Origin of the sequence: Bradyrhizobium zhengyangense, from assembly GCF_022012435.1 — a bacterium.
Taxonomy (GTDB): domain Bacteria; phylum Pseudomonadota; class Alphaproteobacteria; order Rhizobiales; family Xanthobacteraceae; genus Bradyrhizobium; species Bradyrhizobium zhengyangense.
This window is the reverse complement of sequence record NZ_JAKLUA010000007.1, coordinates 50,970-74,474: the sequence shown is the minus strand read 5'-3', so window position 1 is coordinate 74,474 and position 23,505 is coordinate 50,970. Positions and strand designations below refer to the sequence as shown.

General features: G+C 63.7%; 20 protein-coding genes. 9 read left to right on the top strand and 11 right to left on the bottom strand.

Annotation, left to right across the window (positions count from 1 at the left end):
* The 3 genes from L6637_RS21885 to L6637_RS21875 are packed head-to-tail and all read left to right on the top strand — an operon-like array spanning position 1 to position 3,243.
* Positions 1–1,053, top strand: coding sequence for an Ldh family oxidoreductase (locus L6637_RS21885; RefSeq protein WP_237864587.1), 1,053 nt, complete (start codon positions 1–3; stop codon positions 1,051–1,053).
* Between the two features lie 21 nt (positions 1,054–1,074).
* On the top strand, positions 1,075–2,442 hold the full coding sequence (locus L6637_RS21880) for an LLM class flavin-dependent oxidoreductase (RefSeq protein WP_237864588.1): 1,368 nt from the start codon (positions 1,075–1,077) through the stop codon (positions 2,440–2,442).
* A 15-nt stretch (positions 2,443–2,457) separates the two neighbouring features.
* Positions 2,458–3,243, top strand: a complete 786-nt coding sequence (locus tag L6637_RS21875) for a fumarylacetoacetate hydrolase family protein (RefSeq protein ID WP_237864589.1) — start codon at positions 2,458–2,460, stop codon at positions 3,241–3,243.
* Positions 3,244–3,359: 116 nt separating this feature from the next.
* Here the strand turns inward: L6637_RS21875 and L6637_RS21870 are convergent, their stop codons facing one another.
* Positions 3,360–3,815, bottom strand: a complete 456-nt coding sequence (locus tag L6637_RS21870; RefSeq protein ID WP_237864590.1) for an Lrp/AsnC family transcriptional regulator — start codon at positions 3,813–3,815, stop codon at positions 3,360–3,362.
* Between the two features lie 151 nt (positions 3,816–3,966).
* Here L6637_RS21870 and L6637_RS21865 point away from each other — a divergent pair, with 151 nt between their 5' ends.
* Positions 3,967–7,416: an indolepyruvate ferredoxin oxidoreductase family protein gene (locus L6637_RS21865; RefSeq protein ID WP_237864591.1), complete on the top strand. Its 3,450-nt coding sequence runs from the start codon at positions 3,967–3,969 to the stop codon at positions 7,414–7,416.
* A gap of 14 nt (positions 7,417–7,430) precedes the next feature.
* Here the strand turns inward: L6637_RS21865 and L6637_RS21860 are convergent, their stop codons facing one another.
* The gene (locus L6637_RS21860) at positions 7,431–8,342 is read right to left on the bottom strand and encodes a LysR family transcriptional regulator (protein ID WP_237864592.1); all 912 of its coding nucleotides are present in this window, start codon (positions 8,340–8,342) and stop codon (positions 7,431–7,433) included.
* A gap of 140 nt (positions 8,343–8,482) precedes the next feature.
* Here L6637_RS21860 and L6637_RS21855 point away from each other — a divergent pair, with 140 nt between their 5' ends.
* The 3 genes from L6637_RS21855 (at position 8,483) to L6637_RS21845 (ending at position 11,863) form a co-directional block, all read left to right on the top strand.
* Positions 8,483–9,634 carry an HlyD family secretion protein gene (locus L6637_RS21855; RefSeq protein WP_237864593.1) on the top strand — a complete coding sequence of 384 codons (1,152 nt, stop codon included), beginning with the start codon at positions 8,483–8,485 and terminating at the stop codon, positions 9,632–9,634.
* Between the two features lie 119 nt (positions 9,635–9,753).
* Complete coding sequence (locus tag L6637_RS21850) at positions 9,754–11,373, top strand: MDR family MFS transporter (RefSeq protein WP_237864594.1); 1,620 nt, start codon at positions 9,754–9,756, stop codon at positions 11,371–11,373.
* A 28-nt stretch (positions 11,374–11,401) separates the two neighbouring features.
* Positions 11,402–11,863, top strand: a complete 462-nt coding sequence (locus tag L6637_RS21845) for a carboxymuconolactone decarboxylase family protein (RefSeq protein ID WP_237864595.1) — start codon at positions 11,402–11,404, stop codon at positions 11,861–11,863.
* Between the two features lie 135 nt (positions 11,864–11,998).
* Here L6637_RS21845 and L6637_RS21840 read toward each other — a convergent pair whose 3' ends face one another.
* The 6 genes from L6637_RS21840 to L6637_RS21815 all read right to left on the bottom strand — a co-directional run bounded on the left by L6637_RS21840 (position 11,999) and on the right by L6637_RS21815 (position 17,646).
* Positions 11,999–12,859, bottom strand: coding sequence for a D-amino-acid transaminase (locus L6637_RS21840; protein ID WP_237864596.1), 861 nt, complete (start codon positions 12,857–12,859; stop codon positions 11,999–12,001).
* Positions 12,860–12,951: 92 nt separating this feature from the next.
* On the bottom strand, positions 12,952–13,683 hold the full coding sequence (locus tag L6637_RS21835) for an amino acid ABC transporter ATP-binding protein (RefSeq protein ID WP_237864597.1): 732 nt from the start codon (positions 13,681–13,683) through the stop codon (positions 12,952–12,954).
* Positions 13,684–13,695: 12 nt separating this feature from the next.
* Positions 13,696–14,388 (bottom strand): amino acid ABC transporter permease, encoded by a 693-nt coding sequence (locus tag L6637_RS21830; RefSeq protein WP_237864598.1) that lies wholly within the window; start codon positions 14,386–14,388, stop codon positions 13,696–13,698.
* A gap of 4 nt (positions 14,389–14,392) precedes the next feature.
* Complete coding sequence (locus L6637_RS21825; protein ID WP_237864599.1) at positions 14,393–15,124, bottom strand: amino acid ABC transporter permease; 732 nt, start codon at positions 15,122–15,124, stop codon at positions 14,393–14,395.
* 131 nt (positions 15,125–15,255) lie between these two features.
* Positions 15,256–16,167 (bottom strand): amino acid ABC transporter substrate-binding protein, encoded by a 912-nt coding sequence (locus L6637_RS21820; protein ID WP_237864600.1) that lies wholly within the window; start codon positions 16,165–16,167, stop codon positions 15,256–15,258.
* A gap of 84 nt (positions 16,168–16,251) precedes the next feature.
* Complete coding sequence (locus tag L6637_RS21815; RefSeq protein ID WP_237864601.1) at positions 16,252–17,646, bottom strand: M20 family metallopeptidase; 1,395 nt, start codon at positions 17,644–17,646, stop codon at positions 16,252–16,254.
* A gap of 263 nt (positions 17,647–17,909) precedes the next feature.
* Between L6637_RS21815 and L6637_RS21810 the strand changes: the two genes are divergently transcribed.
* A complete protein-coding gene (locus tag L6637_RS21810) occupies positions 17,910–19,289 on the top strand; it encodes an LLM class flavin-dependent oxidoreductase (protein ID WP_237864602.1) in 1,380 nt (459 codons plus the stop codon).
* A 53-nt stretch (positions 19,290–19,342) separates the two neighbouring features.
* On the opposite strand, the gene L6637_RS21805 is transcribed toward L6637_RS21810, so the two are convergent.
* Entirely contained in the window at positions 19,343–21,004 is a 1,662-nt protein-coding gene (locus L6637_RS21805) for a thiamine pyrophosphate-binding protein (RefSeq protein ID WP_237864603.1), read from the bottom strand.
* A gap of 141 nt (positions 21,005–21,145) precedes the next feature.
* Between L6637_RS21805 and L6637_RS21800 the strand changes: the two genes are divergently transcribed.
* Positions 21,146–21,571 (top strand): TfoX/Sxy family protein, encoded by a 426-nt coding sequence (locus tag L6637_RS21800; protein ID WP_237864604.1) that lies wholly within the window; start codon positions 21,146–21,148, stop codon positions 21,569–21,571.
* Here the strand turns inward: L6637_RS21800 and L6637_RS21795 are convergent.
* Both L6637_RS21795 and L6637_RS21790 read right to left on the bottom strand, forming a co-directional pair.
* The gene (locus L6637_RS21795) at positions 21,525–22,031 is read right to left on the bottom strand and encodes a GFA family protein (protein ID WP_237864605.1); all 507 of its coding nucleotides are present in this window, start codon (positions 22,029–22,031) and stop codon (positions 21,525–21,527) included. The genes L6637_RS21800 and L6637_RS21795 overlap by 47 nt on opposite strands.
* 250 nt (positions 22,032–22,281) lie before the next feature.
* Entirely contained in the window at positions 22,282–23,409 is a 1,128-nt protein-coding gene (locus L6637_RS21790) for an alkene reductase (RefSeq protein ID WP_237864606.1), read from the bottom strand.
* Between the last annotated feature and the right edge of the window lie 96 nt (positions 23,410–23,505).

The following is a 23,505-nucleotide window of genomic DNA, read 5'->3' as shown; positions in this document are numbered from 1 at the left end:
ATGCCGATCGTCAAGGCCGACCGCCTCACGCGCGTCAGCGCTGCGCTGCTCCGGGCCGCCGGCGCCACCGAGGAAGAAGCCGACGCCGTTGCCGTCGGCTGCGTCAACGCCAATCTCGCCGGCCATGACTCCCACGGCGTGATCGCGGTTCCCACCTACATCGACCGCATCAAAGCCGGGCACATCGTCCCCGGTGCGAATTGGACCATCGTCCAGGAATCGCCGACCACGACCGTAATCGACGGGCACTGGGGTTTTGGGTTTCACGTCAACGCCAAGGCGATGGCACTTACCATCGAGAAGGCGAAGACGGCGAACGTCGCCGCCTGCACCGTGTTCCGGCAAAGCCATGTCGGCCGCCTCGCGGCCTATCCGCTGATGGCGATGCACGAGGGCATGATCGGGATTGCCACCGCCGATTCCGGACGCTCGCCAAAGCATGTCGCGCCGTTCGGCGGCAAGGAGGCGCGGCTCGGCACCAACCCGATCTCGATCGCGGTGCCGTCCGACCTCGAGGCGCCATTCTACCTGGACATGGCGACGTCGGCTGTCGCCGCCGGCAAGGTCCAGCTCGCGGTCGCCCGCGGCGAAGAGATTCCTACGGGATGGATCATCGATGCCGAGGGCCGGCACACCACCGATCCCACGCAATATCGCAAGGGCGGCGCGCTGCTGCCGCTCGGCGGTACCGAGGGCTACAAGGGCAGTGGGCTTGCCGCGATGGTCGAGGTGCTCTGCGGCCTGCTCACGGGGCTCGGCTTCGGCGTCGAGCCGACAGGACGGCACAATGACGGGTGCTTCATGGCGGTGTTCAACGTCGCCGCCTTCCGCCCGCTGCAGGAGTTCAAGCGCGAGGTTGCGGAGTTCGCGCGCTATTTGAAGTCGACGCCGCCGTCCGAGGGCAGCAAGGGCGTCTATTATCCCGGCGAGCTCGAGGGCGTGCGCGAGCAGCAGCGTCTGCGGGATGGCATCGCGGTCGAGGATGCGACGTGGGAAAAGCTGCGTGCGCTCGCGCGTGACTACCGTCTCGACACCGTCCTCGATCTGTCCTGAGCCAATCCGGAGAACAGCAACATGAACAGGCAGATGGTTCTGGTCGGCTTCCTGCAGGCGCAGAACTGCACGAACTTGCCGAGCTCGTGGCGGCATCCGGACTCGCGCAGCGACTCCATGTCGGCGGACTACTATCAGGAGATCGCGAAGATTCTCGAGGCCGGCAAGTTCCAGATGGCGTTCTTCGACGATCGTCTCGCGATGCCGGACCGCTATGGCAACGACCACGCCCACACCGTCGAATACGGCATCCGCTGCGTGAAGATGGATCCGCTGATCGTGCTGACCACGATGGGCATGGTGACCGACAAGCTCGGCTTAGGGGCAACATGCTCGACCACCTATTACGAGCCGTTCGACGTCGCCCGCCGCTTTGCCACGCTCGATCTGATGTCGGGCGGGCGCGCGGGCTGGAACGTCGTGACTTCGCTCAACGACGGCGAGGCGCTCAACATGGGCCGGGACTCCCATCCCGAACATGATTCCCGTTACGACAAGGCCGACGAGTTCATGGAGGTCGTGCTCGGCCATTGGGACACATGGGAAGACGGCGCGTTGATCATGGACAAGACAAGCGGACGTTTTGCCGATCCGACCAAGGTGAAGCGGCTCGATCACAGGGGCGCGGCCTTCAAGTCCCGCGGGCCGTTCACCGTGCCGCGCTCGCAGCAGGGCCACCCCGTCATCATCCAGGCCGGCGCGTCCGGCCGCGGCCAGCGCTTTGCCGGACGATGGGGCGAGGTGATCTTCACCGCCGCGCGCAATCTCGGCGCCGCGAAGGAAGGTTATGCGTCCGTGCGCAACGAGGCCGCGAAAGCCGGCCGCGATCCGGAGCAGATGTTCCTCTGCAATCTGACGACGCCCGTTTGTGCCGCGACCAAGGCGGAAGCCGAGGACAAGATGGCGCTGATCAACAAGCTGCCGCTGGAGATCGACGCGCTGTCGCTGCTATCAGAAGCGCTCAATTACGACTTCGCCACCAAGGATCTCGACGAACCGCTGACGACGGACGACCTCAAGAGCATGCAGGGCATCCTGGGCATCCGCGACGGCGTGCTGAAGACCTCGGGCAAGAGCAATCCGAGCGCGCGCGACTTCGTCACCTTCTCCGGCCGCGGCCAGGTGCACGACGCCATGGTCGGCGGCCCCAAGGAGATCGCGGACAAGCTTGAAGAGATGTTCGTCGAGCGCGGCTGCGACGGCTTTGTCATCGCGGCCACTTACGTGCCCGGCTCCTATGCCGATTTCGTCCAGCATGTGGTGCCGGAGTTGCAGCGGCGCGGCCTGTTCCAGAAGGACTACCGTGGCAAGACGCTGCGGGAGAATCTCGGCTTGAAGCGGCCCGCCGCCGGCGCGTGGAAAGTGCAGCCGCGCAATGCTGCAGAATAACAGCGAGGACAGACTATGCGCTGGCTAAAATTCACCGCCTCCGGCAAGACCTCCTGGGGAATCATGGACGGCGATCAGGTGATCGCGGTCGACGGCGATCCCTTCGGTGAGTGGCAGCGTACGTCGCGCACGCATCCGCTGTCGCAGGTGAAGATCGAGTTGCCGCTGATTCCACGCACCTTCTACTGCGTCGGCCTGAATTATCTGAGGCATCTGAAGGAAGCCGCCGACAAGGCCGGCACGGTGCCGGCTGTGCCTGAGAGGCCCGAGATCGGCTACCGCGCCCAGAACGCGCTGATCGCGCATGACGAGGATGTCGTGATCCCGTCCTTTGCCACGGAGAAGATCCACTACGAGGGCGAGCTCGTCGTCGTCATCGGCAAGAAGGTAAAACATCTCACCGAAGCGAACGCGATGGATTGCGTATTCGGCTACACCATCGGCAACGACGTCAGCGAGCGCACCTGGCAGAAGGCCGATCGCAGCCTGTGGCGCTCGAAGAATGCCGACACGTTCAAGCCGATGGGCCCATGGATCGAAACCGAGGCCGATCTTGCGACGATGGAGACCATCGTCCGCGTCAACGGCAAGGAAACGAACCGCTTCCACACGAACGACATGATCTTTGGCGTGGTGCCGTTCCTGGTCGAGCTGACGAAGTATTTTACGCTGTGGCCGGGCGACGTGATCTGGATGGGCACGGATGGCGCCTCGCCCGACATCAAGCACGGCGATATCGTGGAGATCGAGATTATTGGTGTCGGCAGCTTGCGGAACAGGTTTGTACGGGAGGGGCAGTAAGCGCCGGTGCTGTAGAGTGGGCAACGCGAAGCGTGCCCACCACCTTTTTCGATCATGGAAAGATCGTGGGCACGGCGCAAGAGCGCCTTTGCCCACCCTACGGCACCTCCCGTATGTCAGAACGGCAGCGCGACGCTGGTCTTGATCTCCTTCAGCACCACATTGCTGCGGACGTAGCGAATGCCGGGAATGCGGAACATGAACTCATCGAGGAAGCGGTTGTAGGCCGCCATGTCCTGCACAACGACGCGCAAATGATAGTCAGCATCGCCGGTGGTCGCAAAGCACTCCAGCACCTCGCGGCGCGTGGTGACGCGCGAGACGAACTCGTCGACGAATTTGGCGTCGTGCCGCTCCAATGAGACATGGAGGATGGCCGACATCGCAAAGCCTGCCTGCTCGCGCGCGATGAGGGCCGCATAGCCGCGGATGACGCCGCTGTCCTCGAGCGCGCGCACCCGGCGCCAGCAGGCGGAGGTCGACATGCCGACCTCATCGGCCAGCTGCTGGTTGGTGGCGCGACCGTCCTTCTGGAGGTGGGCGAGAATCCGCAGGTCATGGTCTTCGATCATCGAGAGCCCTCCAATCGATAAGTTTTACCAAATTTGTCCGGAATAGGCAAAAATCTACCGATTCTGCGACCATATCGGGATAAATAGGTAAGACCTACCAGCGCCCCGGGCCTAACCTTTGCTATCGGCAGGATGCCGCGCGAGGTCCACCATGGACGCCATTCCGTCACTCGACGCCTACGAACTCTCCGACCGCTATGAGCGCGAGGAGGGCCGCGTCTTCCTCACGGGCACACAGGCCATTGTCCGCATCGTACTCGACCAGGTGCGACGCGATCGGGCGGCCGGCCTCAACACGGCGGGCTTCATCTCCGGCTATCGCGGCTCGCCGCTCGGCGGCATCGATCTCGAGCTCTGGCGCATCCAACAACGGCTCAAGAAAGACCGCATCGAATTCCTTCCCGCTGTCAACGAGGACCTTGCGGCCACCGCAGTGCTCGGCTCCCAGCAGGTCGAGACACAAGCCGACCGTGAAGTCGATGGCGTGTTCGGGCTCTGGTACGGCAAGGGTCCCGGCGTCGATCGCTCTGGCGATGCGCTCAAGCACGGCAACGCCTACGGCTCCTCGCCGCACGGCGGCGTGCTGGTCGTCGCCGGCGACGATCATGGCTGCGTGTCCTCCTCGATGCCACACCAGTCCGACGTCGCCTTCATGAGCTGGTTCATGCCGACGCTGCATCCCGCAAGCGTCGACGAATATCTTGAATTCGGCGAATACGGCTATGCGCTCAGCCGCTTCTCCGGCATGTGGGTCGGCTTCAAGGCGATCTCGGAGATCGTGGAGTCGGGCGCATCCGTCGCACTGCGCCCACCGCGCATCTTCCGCGCGCCCGATTTCACGCCGCCGCCTGATGGACTGCACTATCGCTGGCCGGACCTGCCGGGCCCGCAGATCGAGGAGCGGCTGGAGGCGAAGAAGCACGCGGTTTACGCCTTCGCCAAGGCCAATCCGATCGATCGCCACATCTACGACATCCCTGATGCCACCTACGGCGTCGTCACGACAGGCAAGGCGCATCTGGACCTGATGGAAGCGCTGCGGTTGATGGGGCTTGATGAAGCCGCCTGCCGCAGCATCGGCATCGACATCTACAAGGTCGGCATGGTCTGGCCGCTGGCGCTGCACGACGCGATGGACTTCGTGAAAGGCAAGCGCGAGATCCTCGTGGTCGAGGAGAAGCGCGGCATCATCGAGAGCCAGTTCAAGGAATATTTTTACGACTATCCCGGCGCCAAGCCGGAGCGCATGGTCGGCAAGCATGACGAAACCGGCGCTCGGCTGATCTCCTGGATCGGCGAGATGTCACCGCGCGCGCTGGCGTCGGTGCTGGCGCGACGGCTCGATCCGATGTTTCCGGGCCTCAATCTCGCGGCCCGTGCGGCCGCCTTGCTTCCGGAAGCTGCGCGCACGATCAACGTATCCGGCGCAACGCGCACCCCTTACTTCTGCTCTGGCTGCCCGCACAACACCTCGACGAAAGTGCCGGAGGGATCGAAGGCGCTGGCGGGAATCGGCTGCCACTTCATGGCGAGCTGGATGGATCGCGAGACCTCATCGCTGATCCAGATGGGCGGCGAGGGCGTGAACTGGGCGGCTTCGTCGCGATTTACCGGCCACAAGCACATCTTCCAGAACCTTGGCGAGGGCACCTACTACCACTCCGGATCGATGGCGATCCGTCAGGCGATCGCGGCCAAAGCCAACATCACCTACAAGATCCTGTTCAACGACGCCGTCGCCATGACCGGCGGCCAACCGGTCGACGGGCCCGTCAGCGTGCAGGCCATTGCGCACAGCGTTCGCGCCGAGGGCGTGGCCCGCATCGCTCTGGTATCGGACGATCCCGCACAATTCTCGCCGGCGGATTTGCCTGGTGGCGTCACCATCCATCCGCGCGAGGAGATGGACGCCGTGCAGCGCGAGCTGCGTGACCTCTCCGGCGTCTCGGTTCTGATCTACCAGCAGACCTGCGCCACGGAGAAACGGCGTCGCCGCAAGCGCGGACAGATGGCCGATCCCAAGCGCTTTGCCTACATCAACGACCTCGTCTGCGAAGGCTGCGGCGACTGCTCGGTCGAGTCCAACTGTCTCAGCGTCGAGCCGAAGGAGACGCCGTTCGGCCGCAAGCGGCAGATCAATCTGTCCGCCTGCAACAAGGACTTTTCCTGCCTCAACGGTTTTTGTCCGAGCTTCGTCACCGTCGAAGGCGCGACGCGACGGAAGAAGAGCGCCAGCCAGATTGATGCGATCGGCCACGCAGCGACGCTCCCCCTGCCCGTCCCCGCAGCGCTCGATCGTCCCTACGATCTGCTCGTGACCGGCGTCGGCGGCACCGGCGTGATCACGGTCGGCGCGCTGATCGGCATGGCGGCGCATCTGGAGCGTCGCGGTGTCTCGGTGCTCGACTTCACCGGCTTTGCGCAGAAATTCGGGCCGGTGCTGAGCTACATCCGCCTGGCCGCATCGCCCGACGCACTGCATCAGGTCCGTATCGACCAGGGCGCTGCCGACGCACTGATCGGCTGCGACCTCGTGGTCAGCTCCTCGCCAAAGGCATCCGGCACCTACCGCCACGGCACGCGCGCGGCGATCAATACCGCGGAGATGCCGACAGGCGACGTCGTCCGCTTCCGCGACGCCGATCTCGCCTCGCCTGCTCGCCTGCGTGCGATCCGGCAGGTCATCGGCAACGACAATCTCGACAGCATCGACGCCAATGCGCTGGCCGAGCGCCTGCTCGGCGATGCCGTCTATGCCAACATCATCATGTTCGGCTTTGCCTGGCAGCGCGGACTTGTGCCGGTCTCGCTATCGGCGCTGCTGCGCGCCATCGAGCTCAATGGTGTCGCGGTCGAGCGCAACAAGCAGGCTTTCGCGTGGGGCCGGATCGCCGCCGCCGATCCCGACTTTCTGCCGAAAGCGAATGAGGCAACAAAAACCGAGACGCTCGACCAGCTCATCACCAGGCGATCCGACTTCCTGAGGGCTTACCAGAACGACGCCTACGCCGCGCGTTATCGGGCGCTCGTCGCCAAGGTCCGCCGTGCCGAAGCCGGACTCAAGAGCGAGGCGCTGACCGAGGCCGTCGCGCGCACCCTGTTCAAGCTGATGGCCTACAAGGACGAATATGAGGTTGCGCGTCTGCACATGAGAAGCGGCTTCCTCGACGAGTTGAAGCGCGAGTTCGAGGACGGCTTCAGCGTGCAGTATCATCTCGCGCCGCCGTTCCTGCCGTCCGGTCATGACGCGCGCGGCCGCCCGCGTAAGCGCGCCTTTGGCCAGTGGATCCAGATGCCGCTCGCAGTGCTGGCGCGGCTCAAGGTGCTGCGCGGGACACCGCTTGATCCGTTCGGCTATGCCGCGGAGCGGCGCGCAGAGCGAGAGCTGATTGTCTGGTACGAGGGCGTCATCGCGCAGATGCTTGACAATCTCGACGCGGCCCATCTGCCTGACCTCGTCGCCATCGCCAAAGCGCCGATGGAGATCCGCGGTTACGGGCCGGTGAAGGACATCGCGATCGCAAAGGTGAAGCCTGAGGTCGAGCAGCTGCTCGCCAATCTCGCGGCATCTTCGCCGGCAAAGATGCGCGCCACCGGTTGACGCGACGCCTGGGCTCACGAATACGGATTGATCAGCTTCTGCTGCTCGGCGCCATGATGCACGAGCATGTCGATGAAGGTGCGCACCTTGGCCGACAGATGATGGCGATGCGGATAGACCGCGTTCATCGACATCTCGACCGGCCGATATTCCGGCAAGAGGCGCACCAGCCGCCCCGCGTCGAGATCGTCGCTCACCAGAAATCCCGCGAGCAGGCCGATGCCGGCGCCCTCGATCACCATCCGCCGCAGCGCCTCGCCGCTGTTGGTAACGAGGCTGCCCGAAATGCGGACCGAGGCAGGCGCGCCCTTGCGGTCGAAGAAGCGCCATTCGTCGCCGAAGGGATAGTTGAGGTGGCGGCCGCAATTGTGCTCGGTGAGCTCGGCAAGCTGCTGCACGCGGCCATGCTTTTCGAGATAGTCGTGCGAGCAGCACAGCACGTGGCGCCAGGTGGCGAGACTGCGGACGATCAGGCTGGAGTCCGGCGGCGGGGTCATGCGGAGAGCAACGTCGTAGCCCTCCTCGATCAGGTCGACATTGGCTTCGCCCATGCGCAGGTCGACCTTCACCTCCGGATAAGTCGACAGCAGTTTTGCCACGACGCCCGCGACAAAGGGCACCATGTGAGTAGCGGAATGAATCCGCAACGTCCCTCGCGGCACCGACTGCAGGGCGCCGGCGATGTCGTCGGCCTGCTCGATATCGGCGAGGATCTGGATGCAGCGGTCGTAATAGGCCTTGCCGATTTCGGTGACGCTGACCTTGCGGGTGGTGCGGTTGAGCAACCGCGCGCCCAGCCGCTCCTCCAGCGCCTGGATGTGATTGCTCACCATGGTCGTGGACATCTCGAGCTTGCGGGCGGCGGCGGAGAAGCCGCCGGTATCAACGACCCGGACAAAAGCGGTCAGGCTGGTCAGCCGGTCCATGAGCGCCTCGGATTATGCAGCGTGGGTGGACAATCATTTTGCTTTTTGGCGGATTATCACAAGAGCCGGGACAGCGCATCTTCGACCCAGACAACAGCGCCCCCTTCGGAACGGGACGCCTGCCAAATCCGGAGGATGTCATGTCGAACGCGACTTATACCACTGAAACAACTGATAAAATCAGCCTGAAACCATCTCGGCAGGCAATCAAGCGGGCGGCCCTTGCGCTGGGACTGATCCTCGGCGTCGCCGGCGCCGGCGACTTTGGCTACAATTACCTGACTACTGGCCGCTACCTTGAGACCACCGATGACGCCTATGTGAAGGCGGATTCCACCATCATCGCCCCCAAGGTCTCCGGCTACATCGCGAAGGTGCAGGTCGGCGACAACGAGAAGGTCAAGGCCGGCCAGGTGCTGGCCAGGATCGACGACCGCGACTTCAAGGCCGCGCTGGGGCAAGCCCGCGCCGACGTTGCGGCCGCCGAAGCCTCAGTGCGCAACCTCGATGCCCAGCTCGAGCTGCAACAGCCTGTTATCGCGCAGAGCACGGCCGACGTCGTCGCAGCCGATGCCAATCTGAAATTCGCGCAGGAGGAGCGCGCCCGCTACGACGACCTCATGAAGTCTGGCTCCGGCACGATCCAGCGCGCGCAGCAGACCGACGCAGCGCTCCGCGCCAGCAACGCGCAATTGCAGCATGCGCAGTCGGGCCTGGTTGCCGCACAGCGCAAGGTCGACGTGCTCACGACGCAGCGCGCGCAGGCTTCTGCGCAGCTCGACCGCGCCCGCGCGGTCGCGGACCAGGCCGAGCTGAACCTGTCCTATACCGAGATCACCGCGCCTGTTGACGGCACCGTTGGCGCCCGATCCTTGCGGGTCGGCCAGTACGTGCAGGCCGGCACGCAGTTGATGGCGGTGGTGCCGCTCGATGCGGTCTATGTCGTCGCGAACTTCAAGGAGACCCAGCTCACCCATGTCCGCGCCGGCCAGCCGGTCGAACTGATCGTCGACAGTTTTCGCAATCGCACGCTGCACGGCCATGTCGACAGCCTTTCGCCGGCCAGCGGGCTTGAATTCGCGCTGCTGCCTCCCGACAATGCGACTGGCAATTTCACCAAGATCGTGCAGCGCGTGCCAGTGAAGATCGTGCTCGACGATCACAGTCTCACGGGCCTGCTGCGCCCCGGCATGTCGGCAGTGCCGACGGTCGATACCAAGGCGACGGTGGTGGCCGAGCACGAGACGACCAAGCGCGTCGCCGACAACGCGCCGCGTCCGAACGGAAGCTGATGTCGCGGAGGATCGCGGCAGGATTATCAAGTCCTGCCTGATGATCCTTCCCGGACTTCCCCGATTATCGAAACGGTCCACCTGACGCATCCTGTCTCCGCAACAGAGACGAGGCTTCCATGAGCACGCTCCAACCAGCCGTCAACGCCGCCTCCGCCGCCGACATCCCCGCGCCGCAAGCTGCTGCCGCCACGCCGGCCGTTTCCGCCAAGACCTGGATCGCGGTGGTTGGCGCCACGCTCGGCGCTTTCATGGCAGTGCTCAACATCCAGATCGTCAACGCCTCGCTCGCCGACATCCAGGGCGCGATCGGCGCCGGCATCGACGACGGCGGCTGGATCTCGACCTCCTACCTGATCGCCGAGATCGTGGTGATCCCGCTGTCCGGCTGGCTCGCGCAGGTGTTCTCGATCCGGATCTATTTGCTCACCAATGCGATCCTGTTCCTGGCGCTGTCCGCGGCCTGTGCGCTGGCGCAGGACCTGCCGCAGATGATCGTGCTGCGTGCCGTCCAAGGTTTCACTGGCGGCGTTCTGATCCCGATGGCATTCACTCTCATCATCACATTGCTGCCGCGTGGAAAACAGCCGGTCGGGCTTGCGCTGTTCGCGCTGTCGGCGACGTTCGCACCGGCGATCGGCCCGACCATCGGCGGCTATCTCACCGAGAATTTGGGCTGGCAATACATCTTCTACGTCAACCTCGCGCCCGGCGCGATCATGGTCGGCATGCTCTGGTACGCGCTCGAACCCAAGCCGATGAAGTTGTCGCTCCTGCGCGACGGCGACTGGGCCGGCATCATCACCATGGCGATCGGCCTCTCCGCGCTTCAGACCGTGCTGGAAGAAGGCAACAAGGACGACTGGTTCGGCTCACCCTTCATCGTCAAGCTCAGCGTGATCGCGGCCGTGGCATTGACCGCTTTCCTGATCATCGAGCTGACCGTGAAGAAGCCGCTGCTCAACCTGCGCCTGCTGGTCCGCCGCAATTTCGGCTTCGGGATGCTCGCGAACTTTCTGCTCGGCGTCGCGTTGTATGGTTCGGTGTTCATCCTGCCGCAATATCTGTCGCGGATTCAGGGCTACAATTCCGAGCAGATCGGCATGGTGCTGGCTTGGACCGGTCTGCCGCAGCTGGTGCTGATCCCGCTGGTACCGCGCCTGATGCAGCGCTTCGATGCACGGATGATCATTGGAATCGGCTTCATCCTGTTCGCCGCCTCGAACTTCATGAATATCTTCATGACCAGCGATTACGCCGCCGACCAGCTGTTGTGGCCGAACGTTGTCCGCGCTATCGGCCAGGCGCTTGTGATGGCGCCGCTGTCGGCGGTGGCTACATCGGGCATCGAGGCGGAGAATGCGGGCTCGGCATCCGGCCTGTTCAACATGATGCGCAACCTCGGCGGCGCCGTCGGCATCGCCCTGTTGCAAACCGTGCTGACCAAGCGCGAGCAGTATCACTCCAACGTGCTGACGCAGTCGGTCTCGGTGTTCGAGCAGGCCACCCGCACGCGGCTGGAGCAGCTCACGCAATATTTCATCAATCACGGCGTGCTCGACCGTGCCGATGCCGCGCATCGCGCCTATGTCGCGATCGGCCACGTCGTGCAGAAGCAGGCTTACATCTTCGCCTTCAGCGACACCTTCTATCTGCTCGGCCTCGCGCTGATCGTGGCCTTCATCGCGTCCCTCTTCCTGAAGAAGCCCGGCCATGTCTCGGCCGGGGGAGCCCACTGACCCCTCACCCCGCAAAAGGAGAACGACCATGAAACCCCGCATGAATTTCTACCAGGCCGCCCCCGACACGATGAAGGCGCTGATGGCGCTGGAAGAGCAAATCCAGTCGACCGGACTCGAGAAATCGCTGATCGAGCTCGTCAAGATCCGGGCCTCGCAGATCAACGGCTGCGCCTTCTGCATCAACATGCACACCGAGGACGCGCGCAAGCGCGGCGAGACCGAGCAGCGCATTTATCTGCTCAATGCCTGGCGCGAGTCCCCGCTCTATACCGACCGCGAGCGCGCCGCGCTTGCCTGGACCGAGTCGGTGACTCTGATCTCCGAGACGCATGCGCCGGATGATGTCTATGCAGAGGTCCGCGCGCAGTTCTCTGACGCGGAGACGGTGAACCTGACCGCCCTGATCGGCGCCATCAACGCCTGGAACAGGCTGGCGATCGCGTTCCGCGCGGTACATCCGGTGAAGGTGAAGGCGTCGGTGGCGTAGGGCGCGGCGCGTCCCTCGAAGCAGGTCTCGTAGGGTGGGCAAAGCGTAGCGTGCCCACCTTCAGCCAACGAGGGAAAGGACGTGGGCACGGCGCAAGTGCGCCTTTGCCCACCTTACGGCAGCGGAGCGCGCGGCTTAGACCGCCGTCGCTTTCGCGAACTCCACGTAGATCTCGCGCAGGCGCGTTGCCATCGGGCCGGGTTTGCCGTCGCCGATCGTCTTGCCGTCGAGCGCGACCACCGGCTGCACAAACGCCGAGGCCGACGTGACGAACGCCTCCTTGGCGGCGAGCGCCTCGGCGACCGTGAAGGGGCGCTCCTCGACGCGGAGCTGACGTTCCTCCGCAAGCGCGATCACCGCCTTGCGGGTGCAACCGGGCAGGATCGCGTTCGAATTCTGTCGGGTGACGATGACGTCGTCCTTGGTGAGAATGAACGCCGTGGACGAGCCGCCCTCGGTGACGTAGCCGTCTTGCAGCATCCAGGCTTCGCCGGCGCCGGCTTCGGCCGCAGCCTGCTTCGCCAGCACCTGCGCCAGCAGCGCCACGCTCTTGATGTCGCGCCGTTCCCAGCGGATGTCGGGCACGGTGATGACGTTGATCCCGGTCTTGGCCGAGGCGGCGTTGACGATGTCCTTCTCCGAAGTGAACATCACCAGGCTCGATTTGACGTCGGCCTTGGGAAACGGAAAGTCGCGGCCCTTGTCGGCGCCGCGCGTGACCTGGAGATAGACGAGACCGCTCATCAGCTTGTTGCGGGCGATCAGTTCCTTCTGGATCTCGGTGATGCGCTCAACGGTCTCTGGCAATTTCAGCTTGATCTCGCCGACCGAACGCTCCAGCCGTGCCAGATGCGAGGCGTTGTCGACCAGCTTGCCGTCAAGCACAGCCGAGACCTCGTAGATGCCGTCGGCAAACAGGAAGCCGCGATCCAGCACCGAGATTTTCGCGTCCGCGAGCGGGACGAATGAGCCGTTGACGTAGGCGATCGAATCCAAGGCGGGTCTCCTGGGAGGATTGGGATTTGGCGCGTTATACGCCAGTTGAGGGGGTCGAGCACCCTCGTTTCGTCATTCCGGGGCGGCGGTGGTTAGTGGGAGAGAATCTTCGACAAGAACTTTTGCGCGCGGTCGCTGCGCGGCTGGCCGAAAAAGTCCTCCTTCGGCGCGTCCTCGACGATCTCGCCGCGATCCATGAAGATCACGCGATTGGCGACCTTGCGGGCAAAGCCCATTTCGTGGGTGACGACCATCATGGTCATGCCCTCATGGGCGAGGTCGACCATGACGTCGAGCACCTCGCTCACCATTTCCGGGTCGAGCGCCGAGGTCGGCTCGTCAAACAGCATGACAATGGGGTCCATGGCGAGTGCGCGCGCGATCGCGACACGCTGCTGCTGGCCACCGGAGAGCTGCGCGGGAAACTTCTGCGCCTGTTCCTTCAGGCCGACGCGCTCCAGCAGCTGCATGCCCTTCGCCACCGCCTGGTCAGACGATCGGCCCAGCACCTTCTGCTGCGCGAGGCAGAGGTTGTCGATGATCTTCAAGTGCGGGAACAGCTCGAAGTGCTGGAACACCATGCCGACGCGCGAGCGCAGTTTCGGCAGATTGGTCTTGGGATCGTTGACCTTGGTGCCATCGACGCTGATGTCGCCGCTCTGGAACGGCTCCAGCGCGTTGACGCATTTGATCAGGGTCGACTTGCCCGAGCCCGAGGGGCCGCAGACCACCACGACCTCTCCCTTGGTGACGCTGGTGGTGCAGTCGGTCAGCACCTGGAAGGTCGGGCTGTACCATTTGTTGACGTGGCTGATTTCGATCATGACCGACTTGCTCTAGCGGATGATGGCGATGCGCGCCTGCAGGCGGCGAACGCCGAAGGACGCGATACAGGAAATGGTGAAGTAGACGATTGCGGCAAACAGATACATCTCGACCAGACGGCCATCACGCTGTGCGACCTTGCTGGCCGCACCGAGGAAATCGGTGATTGACAGCACGTAGACCAGCGAAGTGTCCTGGAACAGCACGATGGTCTGTGTGATCAGCACCGGCAGCATGTTGCGGAACGCCTGCGGCAGCACGACGTAGCGCATGGTCTGCGCGTAAGTGAGGCCGAGCGCGTTGGCCGCAGCCGGCTGCCCCCGCGAGATCGACTGGATGCCGGCACGCATGATCTCGGAGAAATAAGCCGCCTCGAACATGATGAAGGTGATGAGCGAGGACGCGAACGCGCCGACGCTGATCGGGCGCGAGGCTCCGGTCACCCACTGTCCAATATAGGGCACCAGGAAGTAGAACCAGAAGATCACCAGCACCAGCGGCAGCGAGCGCATGAAGTCGACATAGACACCGGCGATGCGGCCAAGAATCTTGTAGCCCGACAGCCGCATCAAGGCGATCGCCGTGCCGAACACGAGGCCGCCGAGGGCTGCGAGCCCCGTCAGCAGCAGCGTGAACGTCATGCCCTCGTAGAACAGATAGGGCAGCGCGCGGATGATGACGCCGAAATCGAAATTGCTGAACATGGCGCTATTTCCCCGTGATGTAGCCGGGGATCGCAACCCAGCGCTCGAGGAAGCGCATCGCGGTCACGACCACGGCGTTGACGAGGAGGTAGAGGATGGTCGCCGCCGTGAAGGCCTCGAACACCTGGAACGAGAACTCCTGCATCGAGCGCGCCTGTCCGGTCAGCTCGATCAGGCCGATGGTGATGGCGACCGCCGTGTTCTTGATGGTGTTCAGAAACTCGGAGGTCAGCGGCGGCAGGATGATGCGGAACGCCATCGGCAGCAGGATATAGCGATAGCCCTGCATCGTGGTCAGCCCGAGCGCGGTCGCAGCCATCTTCTGCCCGCGCGGCAGCGAGGAAATGCCGGCCTGCAATTGGATCGCGACGCGCGCCGACATGAAAAATCCGATACCGATCGCCGCGGTCCAGAACGGCGCGTTCGGCAATTGCTTCAGCCACAGGCCGGCGGCCTTCGGCAGCAGTTCGGGCAGCACGAAGAACCACAGGAACAGCTGCACCAGCAGCGGCATGTTGCGGAAGAACTCGACCCAGCAGAAGCCGAACCAGCCGGCAGCCTTCGACGGCAGCGTCCGCATCACGCCGACTAAGGAGCCGAAGACCAGTGCGATGATCCAGGCGAGCACCGCCGTCTTCAAGGTCAGCACCAGGCCCGACAACAGCATGTCGAGATAGGTGCCAGTCCCCATCGGGTTCGGCTCGAAGAAAATTCCCCAGTTCCAATGGTAGTTCACGTGTCCCCCGCGCGAACGCGCCAATCAAGATCGGCTCGAAAGAAGGTCTGGGCGCTTATGCAAATGTCCGGCCACTCTGGTGTCAAGAGTGGCCGGACATGATCCCGACCCAGGAAGGTCGGGGTTATATCTTACTTATAGTCGTCCGGGATCGGCGAGTCCGACGGCTTTGCGAACTCGTTCTTCAGCTGATCGGAGATCGGGGTGTTGAGGTTCAGACCCTTCGGCGGAATCTTGGACATGAACCACTTGTCGTAGATCTTCTGGCCTTCACCCGAGGTATAAAGCGCAGCAGTTGCCGCATCGACCACCTTCTTGAACGGCGCGTCGTCCTTGCGGAGCATGATGCCGTAGGGCTCGGGCTTGGAGAACGCATCCTTGGAGATCACATAGTCGGACGGCGTCTTCGCGCCGGCGACGAGGCTCGCAAGCAGGATGTCGTCCATCACGAAGGCAACCGCGCGATCGGTCTCGACCATCAGGAAGGCTTCGGCGTGGTCCTTGGCCGGGATGATGTTGGCGCCGAGCTTCTTCTCGACGTTGGCTTCGGTCAGCTGCTTGATGTTGGTGGTGCCGGCGGTCGAGACCACCGTCTTGCCCTTGAGGTCGTCGATCGACTTCAGGCCGCTCGACTTCTTGAAGACGTAGCGGCTGGCGGTGAGGAAGTGGGTGTTGGTGAAGGCGACCTGCTTCTGGCGCTCGGCATTGTTGGTGGTCGAGCCGCATTCGAGATCGATGGTGCCGTTCGCCATCAGCGGAATACGCGTCGCGGAGGTCACCGGGTTGAGCTTCACCTCGAGCTTGTCGAGCTTGAGCTCCTTCTTCACGGCGTCGACGATCTTGTAGCAGATGTCCATCGCGAATCCGACGGGCTTCTGGTTGTCGTCGAGATAGGAGAACGGGATCGAGGAGTCGCGGAAGCCGAGCGTGATGGCGCCGGTGTCCTTGATGTTCTTCAGCGTGCCGGTGAGTTCCTCGGCCCCAGCCTGGCTCACAGCAAAGGTCGCGACGAGCGCGAGGCCGATGTGACGGAAATGTTTCACTTTTTCTCCCCTTTCAGGATGATGCGGCCAGATGCAAGCACATCTCGGCCCGGATTAGAATGTGACTTTCGGCTGGATGCCCGCTCAGGTTAATGGACTTAGCGGCTTGGGCAATTCACCGAGATCCCAGAACAGGCCGGCCATGACCGTCAAGGCTTCTTCGGTCAATGGCAGCAGGATGTGCTCATTGGGCGCATGCTGGGAGCAGCCGGGATAGGAGTGCGGCACCCAAATCGTCGGCAGGCCCAGGACTTCCGAAAACACGTCGTTCGGCAACGAGCCGCCGAAGTTCGGCAGCACCGCCGGCGCCTTGCCGGTGGTGTTCTGGACTGAGTCAGCCGCCCATTTGATCCAGGGGCTGTCGAAATCGGTGCGCGAGGCGGCAAAGCTCTGGGCCGCCCGCACCTCGACCATCGGAAAACCCTTTTCCACCAGATGCGCCCTGACGGCGTCGATCAGGCCATCGACCTTGGTGCCCACCACGAAACGCAGTTGCAACACGGCATTGGCATGGCCGGGAATGGCGTTGGCCGGCTTCTCGATATTGCCCGACGACATCGCCAGCACTTCCAGCGTGTTCCAGGCATAGAGCCGCTCCGCCGCGGACAGGCCGTCCTCACCCCAGTTCTCCGCAAGCTGTGGCTCGTCCTCGGTCGGCACCACCTGCACGTCGGCAAGATAGCTGCGGATCTGGTTGGTCAGGCGCGGCGGCTTCAAGGCTTCAAGCTGGAGACGGCCATGGCCATCGACCAGCGTCGAGATCGCGTTGACCAGGATGGTCGCGGGGTTGGCGAGCACGCCGCCCCAATTGCCGGAATGGTTGCCGCCATCGCGCAAATTCACATCGAGATGGATGCGGATGCCGCCGCGGCAGCCCAGGAACAGCGTCGGCCGATCCGCCGAAAGCCGCGGTCCGTCCGAGGCCATGAACAGATCGGCCTTGAGCGCATCGCGGTTGAGATCGCAGACCTTGCCGAGATCGGGCGAGCCGATCTCCTCGCCCATCTCGACGATGAACTTTGCATTGAAGCCGAGCTTGCCGCCGCGGGCCTCGCGCACCGCGCGCAGCGCCGCCATGTTGATGCTGTGCTGGCCCTTGTTGTCGGCCGTGCCGCGGCCATAGAGGCGAATGCCCGCCTTCGTCGTGCGCCAGGGATCGCGGCCATCACGCCACTCGCCTTCCATGCCGTCGACGACGTCACCATGGCCGTAAACCAGCACGGTCGGCGCGGACGCGCTCTCATGATGTTCGGCAAACAGGAACGGCGACTTGCCGCTCGGGGATTCGACGATGCGGCTGGTGAAATCGAGCGCGGCAAAGGCCGGCACCATCTCCTGTTCCAGATAGGCCCGCAACTCAGGGCCGCGCGAGGCGTTCTGGCTCTCGGTCTTATAGGCGACGCGGCGGTCGAGTTCGGAGAGAAACGCACCGGATTGGAAGTCGTCACGGGCGCGGGTGATGGCGTCGGCTCTGGTCATCAGTATCGTCTTCAACGTCCTGGAACGAGGCAGCGTAGCGGACTACGCGGACGCTCGAAAGTGGCGGGGCCTTGCGATTTCGTTCTTGCTCTCTTGAGCTTGGCTTGCCAAGAGCGGAAGTGCCGCTGATTTTGGCCTTGCCAAGCGCAAGCCTTCCTATTCTTGGCCCTTGCCATGGACCAATGATATGCAAGAACTTCGCCAGATTGGGGCGCACGTCTATCATTCAAAGAGCGCTCAGTACAGGGCGCCGGGGGACCAGCATGGCCAAGCAAATCAGGCTCAACGCATTTGCGATGAATTGCGTCGCGCATCAGTCGCCAGGGCTGTGGACCCATCCGCGCGACCGCACCGCCGAATATAACCGCCTGCCCTACTGGATCGATCTTGCCAAGACGCTGGAACGCGGCCGTTTCGACGGGTTGTTCCTGGCCGACGTGCTCGGCGTCTACGACGTCTATGGCAACAGCCCTGACGCAGCCTTGCGCAATGCAGCACAGACGCCGTCGAACGAGCCGCTGCTGCTGCTTTCGGCAATGGCGGCAGTGACGAAGAATTTGGGCTTCGGTGTCACCAGCAATCTTTCGTTCGAGCCGCCCTATCCGTTCGCGCGGCGGATGTCGACGCTCGACCATCTCACCGAGGGACGGATCGGCTGGAACGTCGTCACCGGCTATCTCGACAGCGCCGCGCGAGGCGCCGGCAAGGACAAGCAGACCGGGCACGACGACCGCTACGACATCGCCGACGAATATATGGAGGTTGTCTACAAGCTCTGGGAGGGCAGTTGGGAGGAAGACGCGGTGCTGCGCGATCGCAAGCGCGGCATCTTCACCGATCCCAGCAAAGTTCATCGCATCAATCATGAGAGTGCGAACTATCGCATCAACAACACGATCCATCTCAGCGAGCCGTCGCCCCAGCGCACGCCGGTGCTGTACCAGGCCGGCACCTCGCCGCGCGGGCGGCAGTTCGCCGCAAAACACGCCGAATGCGTGTTCATGTCGGGACCGTCTGCCAAGATCATCGCGCCGCGCGTCGCCGCGATCCGCCAGGAGGCGGCCGCGCTCGGCCGCAACCCAGCCGAGATCCTGATGTTCAACATGATGACGATCATCCTCGGCAACACCGAAGCTGAAGCTGCGGCGAAATATGCCGACTACCGCTCGCACATCAATCCGGAAGGCGCGCTCGCTTTGATGTCGGGCTGGACCGGCATCGACTTCTCAGGCTACGAGCTCGACCAGCAGGTCCGTCACGTCCAGAACGATGCCGGCCGCAGCGCGCTCGACAACGTCACCCGCGGCGACCCCGATCGGGTCTGGACCGTGCGTGATGTCATCGAGCATGTCGGCATCGGCGGCGCCGGGCCGGTCGTGGTCGGCACGCCCGAAAGCGTCGCCGACAGAATCGAGGACTGGTTCGAGAAGACTGATGTCGACGGCCTCAACGTCGCGTTTGCGATCTCGCCCGGCGATTTCGAGGATATCAGCGACATGCTGGTGCCGGAGTTGACCAGGCGCGGGCGGTACAAGCCGGAATATGCAAAGGGTACGCTGCGGGAAAAACTGTTCGGCGACGGCCGCGCGCGGCTTGATGCGCCGCATCCTGCGGCGGGGTATCGGGTGGGGAAGAGGGGGTAGGCTCTCACCTCATCTTCGGTGTCGTCCTGGCTTTCGCCAGGACGACACCGGGGCTACACCTCCCCGTCCACCATCACCTCGATCAGCTTCGTACCCGGCCGATTGAACGCCGACGCCAGCGTCGCCTTCAGCTCGCTGGGATCGCTGATCTTGATCGCTTCGCAGCCGAGCGCCTTGGCAACGCCTGCGAAATCCACGGGCGGATCGACAAAATCCATGCCGACATAATTGTTGTCGCCATGGAAGGAAAGCAGGCGCTGCTTGATGATGCGGTAGCCGCCATTGTTGGCGATGACGACATTGAGCGGCAGCTTGTGATGCGCGGCGGTCCATAGCGACTGGATCGAGTACATCGCGCTGCCGTCGCCTGAGAAACACACGACAGGGCGATCCGGATTGGCGATGCTGGCGCCGACCGAGGCCGGCAGGCCCCAGCCGATGCCGCCGGAGGCAAGGCCGTGATAGCCATAGCGATCGCGATGCGGACGCAGCGCCGCGACCTGGCGGCTGGAGGTGAGGCCTTCGTCAACGAGGATGGCATTCTCAGGCATCGCCTCGACCATTTGCAGCACGAGATAATCAGGATCAATCGGCGTGCGGGCGGCGTTCTTGCCGATCTGCTCGACCAAAGCGGCGCGCCGCGCGGTCCAATTCTTCGGCGCAAGCTCGATGAGACGCTGCTTTGCGCGGCTCGCGAGCGGCGCACCGCCCATCTCTTTTAGCACCGGGATCAGCGCGCGCAGCGTTTCCTTCACGTCCGCTTTCAGCGCGATCTCGGCACCGTAGTTCTTGGCGATTTCCCAGTCGACGAGACCGACCTGCACGATGCCGAGACCATCAGGCAGCGCGTCGACCTCGCTATAGACCGACATGCGCAGGGGATCGCCGCCAAGCGCGATCAGGAGGTCATAAGGCGCAAGCGTGTCGCGCGCGACCTTCTGCACGCGGGCCAGCGTGCCGACGAAGCTTGGGCTCTCCGAAAGGAAGTGCGAGCCATAGGGTGTCGAGGATTGATAGGCGGCGGCACCAAGCAGTTCGGCGAGTTCGGCAGCTTCCTTCAGTGCGTCGCTCTTGACTACCTCGTCCATGGTGACGATCACAGGGCGCTCCGCTTTCAGCAGCCGCGCGGCGAATGCTCTGAGCGCGTCGTCCGAGGGCTTCACCCGCGCGTCGATGCGGGTGGAGCGGCCGAGGTCGATACCGGCTTCGCTGTTGAGGATGTCGCCCGGCAGCGAGATGAACACCGGCCCGGTCGGCGGCGTCATCGCCACCTTCGCGGCGCGGCGCACGATGCGGGGCAAATCTTCCAGCCGCGTCACCTCGACCGCCCATTTCACCAACGGCTCGGCCATGCGTACCAGCGGGCCATAGAGCACCGGCTCCATCAGGCCGTGGCCCTGCTCCTGCTGGCCGGCGGTGAGGATCATCGGCGTGCCCGTGAACTGGGCGTTGTAGAGCGAGCCCATCGCATTGCCGAGGCCGGGCGCGACATGGACGTTGCAGGCGACGAGCTTGCCGGAAGCGCGGCTGTAGCCGTCGGCGATCGCGACCACCAGGCTTTCCTGCATCGCCATCACATAGGTGAGGTCAGGGTGATCCTTCAGCGCGTGCATGATCGGCAGCTCGGTGGTCCCGGGGTTGCCGAACAGATGCGTGATACCCTCGTCCTTGAGCAGCGCGAGAAAGGCCGAGCGGCCGGTGATCTTGTTCTTCATGTTTCCTCCAGGAGCGGACGTTGCCGCAAGGACTGGGACATGATGGCCGAACTTTCGGGGCACGCGCAAGGAAGTGCGGTCATGGCTGCCTTGCGCACACGAGGAGAAGCTGGAAAGATCGACCAAGCCGGGAGGACCGTCATGGCCTACGACGAGGGCACCGCATCACGGGTTCGCAAGTTGCTGGCGGGCCAGCGTCACGTTGCGGAAAAGAAGATGATGGGCGGGCTTTGCTTCATGGTGGACAACGTGATGTGCTGCACCATCAGCGGCCGCGGCGGCATGCTGTTTCGCGTCGGCCCTGAGGCGCACGCGAGTATGCTGAAGGAACCGCACACAAGTCCGATGGAAATGCGCGGGCGCATCATGACCGGGTTCGTGCGGGTCTCGGATGAAGGCACGCGAACCGATGCCGGGCTCAAGTCCTGGGTGAAGCGCGCGCTCGATTACGTGGCGACGATGCCGGCCAAGCCGCCGGCAAAGCGGGCTGCGCCGCGCAAGGCAGCAACCAAGACGAGGATTAAAGCGCCTCCTCGCGCCCGAGCTCGAACGGATTCTCGCCGCTAGCACGCTTCTTCTTTTTTGAGCGCTGCCAGACCACGCCCGGAAAGCCCTTCAGCGGCACCAGCGGCTCGCCGGTATAGGCCCATTCCTGCAGCTCCTCGATGGCGATGTGATAGAGCGGCTGGCGCCCCGTGCGCTCTTTGAAGAGCGCGCGGGGAATATTGACCATGTGCGGGCCGCGCGGGCGCTCATAGGCGATCGGCGTGCCGCAATGCGAGCAGAAGCTGCGCACGGTCTTGGTCGCCTTGTCCTCGTAACGGGTGAGCGCGATCTTGCCTGATGTAATGCGAAAGCGCTTCTTCCAGCTGCCGACATAAGTCGCGTAGGCCGCGCCATGAGCGCGGCGGCTCGCGGCGGAGTGATCATGCCAGGCCCATCGCGCGGGGACGTCGATCTCGAAAGTGACCTTGCCGCAGAGGCATTGGCCCGTGGCGGTTCCTGCGGCGACTGCAGCTTTGGCCATGATATTTCCTCATCGTCATTGCGAGGAGCGTCAGCGACGAAGCAATCCAGACTGCCTCTGCGGAAAGACTCTGGATTGCTTCGCTGCGCTCGCAATGACGGAGATTGTGTTGACGGCCGGGCCACAAATCAAGCTCGTCATTCCGGGGCGCGACGAAGTCGCGAGCCCGGAATCCGTTGAGCAGCAAGCCAAGGCGTGAATGGATTCCGGGTTCGGCGCTACGCACCGCCCAGGAATGACGGAGGAGAGATCACGCCAGCGTCAGCTCGTCATAGACAGGGTAATCCGTATATCCCTTTTCCTCGCCGCCATAGAACGTCGCGCGATTGTACGGCGTGATGGGATAGCCATGCTCGAACCGACGTGGCAGATCGGGGTTGGAGATGAAGATGCGGCCGAAGGCGATGATGTCGGCATGGCCGTCGGCGATCGCGGCATTCGCGGTTTCGCCGGTGAAGCCACCGGCGGTCATCAGCACGCCGCTGTAGTGCGGACGGAACAGCACCATGGCCGAGGGCACGTTCTCCCAATGGACGTCGGCGCGGCCGGCACCGCTGGAGCGCGGCTCGATGAGGTGCAGATAGGCAAGGCCGAGCTTGTCGAGCGCCTTCACCACGTGAGTATAGAGCGGCATCGGATCGGGCTCGGCGGAATCATTGGCGATGCCATGTGGGGACAGCCGCACGCCGACGCGGTTCGCGCCCCAGACGTCGATCGCGGCCTGGGTGACTTCAAGCAGCAGGCGCGTGCGGTTCTCGATCGAGCCGCCATATTGATCGGTGCGCTGGTTGCTGCGTGATTGCAGGAACTGCTCGAGCAGATAGCCATTGGCGCCATGGATCTCGACGCCGTCAAAGCCGGCCGCGAGCGCGTTCTTCGCGCCCTGCCGGAAGGCCTCGACGATGCCCTTGACCTCGTCGGTCTCCAGCGCGCGCGGCGTCTCGTAATCGGCGATCTTGCCATCGGCGGTCATCGCCTTCATGCCTTCGGCCCTGATCGGGATTGCCGAAGCCGAGACCGGCAGGTCACCGCCGTGGAAGGAGGAGTGTGAGACGCGGCCGACATGCCAGAGCTGGAGGAAGATGATGCCGCCCTTGGCGTGCACGGCATCGACCACTTTGCGCCAGCCGGCGATCTGCGCGTCCGTATAGATGCCCGGCGTCGCGGGATTGCCGCGGCCATGCGAGAGCACCGGCGAGGCTTCGGCGATGATCAGGCCGCCCTTCGTCGCGCGCTGACCGTAATATTCGGCGTTGAGCGGCCGCGGCGAAAAGCTGTCGCGCTCGGCACGCATGCGTGTCAGCGGCGCCATCGCGACGCGATGCGCAAGCTTGTACGGACCGACCTGCAATGGTCTAAACAACGCCGGATATTTCATGCTGGCCCCAGGTGGCTATGGAAGGATGCGGATCATATAGCGAGGGGCGGCCACCGGAAAAGGCGCCGCCCCACCAAAAAACAGATATTCCCTCGC